General features: G+C 62.2%; 2 rRNA genes. Both read right to left on the reverse strand.

Annotation, left to right across the window (positions count from 1 at the left end):
* Positions 1-2,622: ribosomal RNA gene (locus K2Z83_RS28090) — 23S ribosomal RNA — on the reverse strand; the annotation flags it as partial.
* Between the two features lie 193 nt (positions 2,623-2,815).
* Positions 2,816-2,885 (reverse strand): 16S ribosomal RNA (locus K2Z83_RS28095); the annotation flags it as partial.

The following is a 2,885-nucleotide window of genomic DNA, read 5'->3' on the forward strand; positions in this document are numbered from 1 at the left end:
CGCTTTAATGGGCGAACAGCCCAACCCTTGGGACCTACTCCAGCCCCAGGATGCGACGAGCCGACATCGAGGTGCCACGCTCCGCCGTCGATATGAACTCTTGGGCGGTCTGAGCCTGTTATCCCCGGGGTAGCTTTTGTCCGTTAAGCCACAGCCTTTCCACGCAGCACTGTGGGATCACTACGGCCGACTTTCGTCCCTGCTCGACCTGTGTGTCTCGCAGTCAAGCCCCCTTGTGCCGTTGCACGCAATTGTGGATGGCCATCCCACATGAGGGGACCGTTGCGCGCCTCCGTTACCGTTTGGGAGGCGACCGCCCCAGTCAAACTACCCACCAGCCACCGTCCCCGCAGCCCGCGGGTGAGGACAAACCGCAGCGAAGAGTGGTATTTCACCAGTGCCTCCCCGACCCCCGCAAGGGCCGGCTCATCGGCTCCCACCTATCCTACGCATCGCAGCGATCTATCCGATGGCAAGTTGTAGTAAAGCTCCACGGGGTCTTTTTGTCCTGCTATGAGTTGGCCGCATCTTCACGGCCACTGCAATTTCACCGAGCCCCTGGTTGAGACAGTGCCCAGATCGTGATGCCTTTCGTGCGGGTCGGAACTTACCCGACAAGGAATTTCGCTACCTTAGGACTGTTATAGTTACAGCCGCCGTTTACCGGGGCTTCGGTTCGGAGCTCGCACCCCTCCCCTTAACCTTCCGGCACTGGGCAGGCATCACCCCCTATACGTCCGCTTACGCGTTGAGCAGGGAGCTGTGGTTCTGTTATCCAGTCGCCCGGGCCTGGACCCTGCGGCTGCCTCGCGCTCCACCGGCCAGCGGCTTCACGCTACACGCAGCACCCCTTCTTCCGAAGGTACGGGGTCAATTTGCCGAGTTCCTTAACCAGGGATCACTCGTCCACCTTAGTCTACTCGACCAGCCTACCTGTGTCGGTTTGCGGTACGGGCGTCCGCTATCTCCCGAGCCGACCTTTCGTGGCTGCGCAGGTGCCTCGCCCTTGGCCGTGGATTGCTCCGTGGCCTCGGCATTGCCTCTCGGTCATCGATGACGGGGATTTGCCTCCGCCACCTCCCTACCGGCTTACACGGCGCTCGTCTCGCCGCGGCGACTCCCCCTCAGCATTCGGCATTGGTCAAACGATAGCAGGACGGTATCGGAATATCAACCGATTGTCCATCGGCTTCGCCTTGCGGCTACGCCTTAGGCCCGACTCACCCGCCGTGGTGCACCCGTGCGGCGGAACCCTCAGGCTTGCGGTGGTGGGGGTTCTGACCCCACTTCTCTGTTACTCATTCCGGCATTCGCACTCGTCGGCGCTCCACGCCGGCTTGCGCTGACGCTTCTCTGCCCCGACGACGCTCCCCTACCGAGGATTGCTCCTCCCGCAGCTTCGGCACACCACTTTGCCCCGTTACAGCATCGGCGCAGCGCTACTCGACCAGTGAGCTATTACGCACTCTTTCAAGGGTGGCTGCTTCTAAGCCAACCTCCTGGTTGTCTGCGCGGCACCACAACCTTTCCCACTCAGTGGTGATTTGGGGGCCTTAGCTGGCGATCTGGGCTGTTTCCCTCTTGACCACGGATATTCGCACCCGCCGTCTCACTCGCGGTGTCAGCACCTCGGCATTCGCAGTTTGCCGTCGCTTGGTAAGCGGTGAAGCCCCCGCACAACAACAGCGCTCTACCTCCGAGGGCCGCTAAGCCGCGGCTGTACCTCAATACATTTCGGGGAGAACGAGCTATCTCCACGTTCGATTGGCATTTCACCCCTATCCACAGCTCATCCGAGCGGTTTGTAACCCACACCGGTGCGGCCCTCCACGTCCTGTTAGGGACGCTTCAGCCTGGCCATGGATAGCTCACGTGGTTTCGCGTCTACCCCCGGCGACGATGGTCGCCCGTTAAGACTCGGTTTCCCTGCGGCTCCGGCTGTCACTGCCTTAACCGCGCCACCGAGGGTAACTCGCCGGATCATACTCCAAAAGGCACGCGGTCAGCGTGGGCGGCCACCAGGGCCGCCCCTACGCCTCCCACGGCATGTAAGCACACGATTTCAGGTTCTGTTTCACTCCCCTCACCGGGGTACTTTTCACCGTTCCCTCACGGTACTGTGCGCTATCGGTCGCTACGTGTAGCTTGCCTTAGAGGGTGGTCCCCCTTGCTTCCGCCCAGGTTCTTCGTGCCCGGACGTACTCAGGTGCTGATGACGCGACGGTCACAGACGGCTACGCGACTCTCACGCGCTCTGGTGCGGCTTTCCAGACCGCTTCGCCTGTCCGCTTAGCTCGCGCGGGTGCCGGCCAGCACCCCCATCAGTCCTACAACCCCACGCCGGCAACGGTGGCCCCTTGGCACCGGCGTGGTTTAGGCAGAAACCCGGTTCGTTCGCCACTACTACGGGTGTGGTTCTCTCTTCCTCCGGCTACTGAGATGTTTCAGTTGGCCGGGTGCCCTCCGTCTTGCGACGGTGCCGTCGTAACGGCGGGTTGCCCCATTCGGAGATCTGTGGATCTCAGCCTGCGTGCGGCTCCCCACAGCTTATCGGAGCGGTGCCCCGTCCTTCATCGGCACGTAGCGCCAGGGCATCCATCGTGTGCTCATTCTGTCTTCCCTCCGCCTGCGTCCGCGGCGCTCACGCGCGGCGGCGGCGCAGCCGGCTGCCGGACGCCAGCGGCGCCCGACCGGTCTTTCAATGTCACGCTCCATCAGTTGGTAAGGTACGACGGGTTGCCCCGCACAACTAAATCACGATAGCAAATGATCCACGCAGATGAGCGGGATGGTGCCTTGCGGCACAGCTCCCTAGAAAGGAGGTGATCCAGCCGCAGCTTCCGCTACGGCTACCTTGTTACGACTTCGTCCCAGTCGCGACCCCT

The organism is Oscillochloris sp. ZM17-4 (genome assembly GCF_019599295.1).
Classification (GTDB): Bacteria; Chloroflexota; Chloroflexia; order Chloroflexales; family Chloroflexaceae; genus Oscillochloris.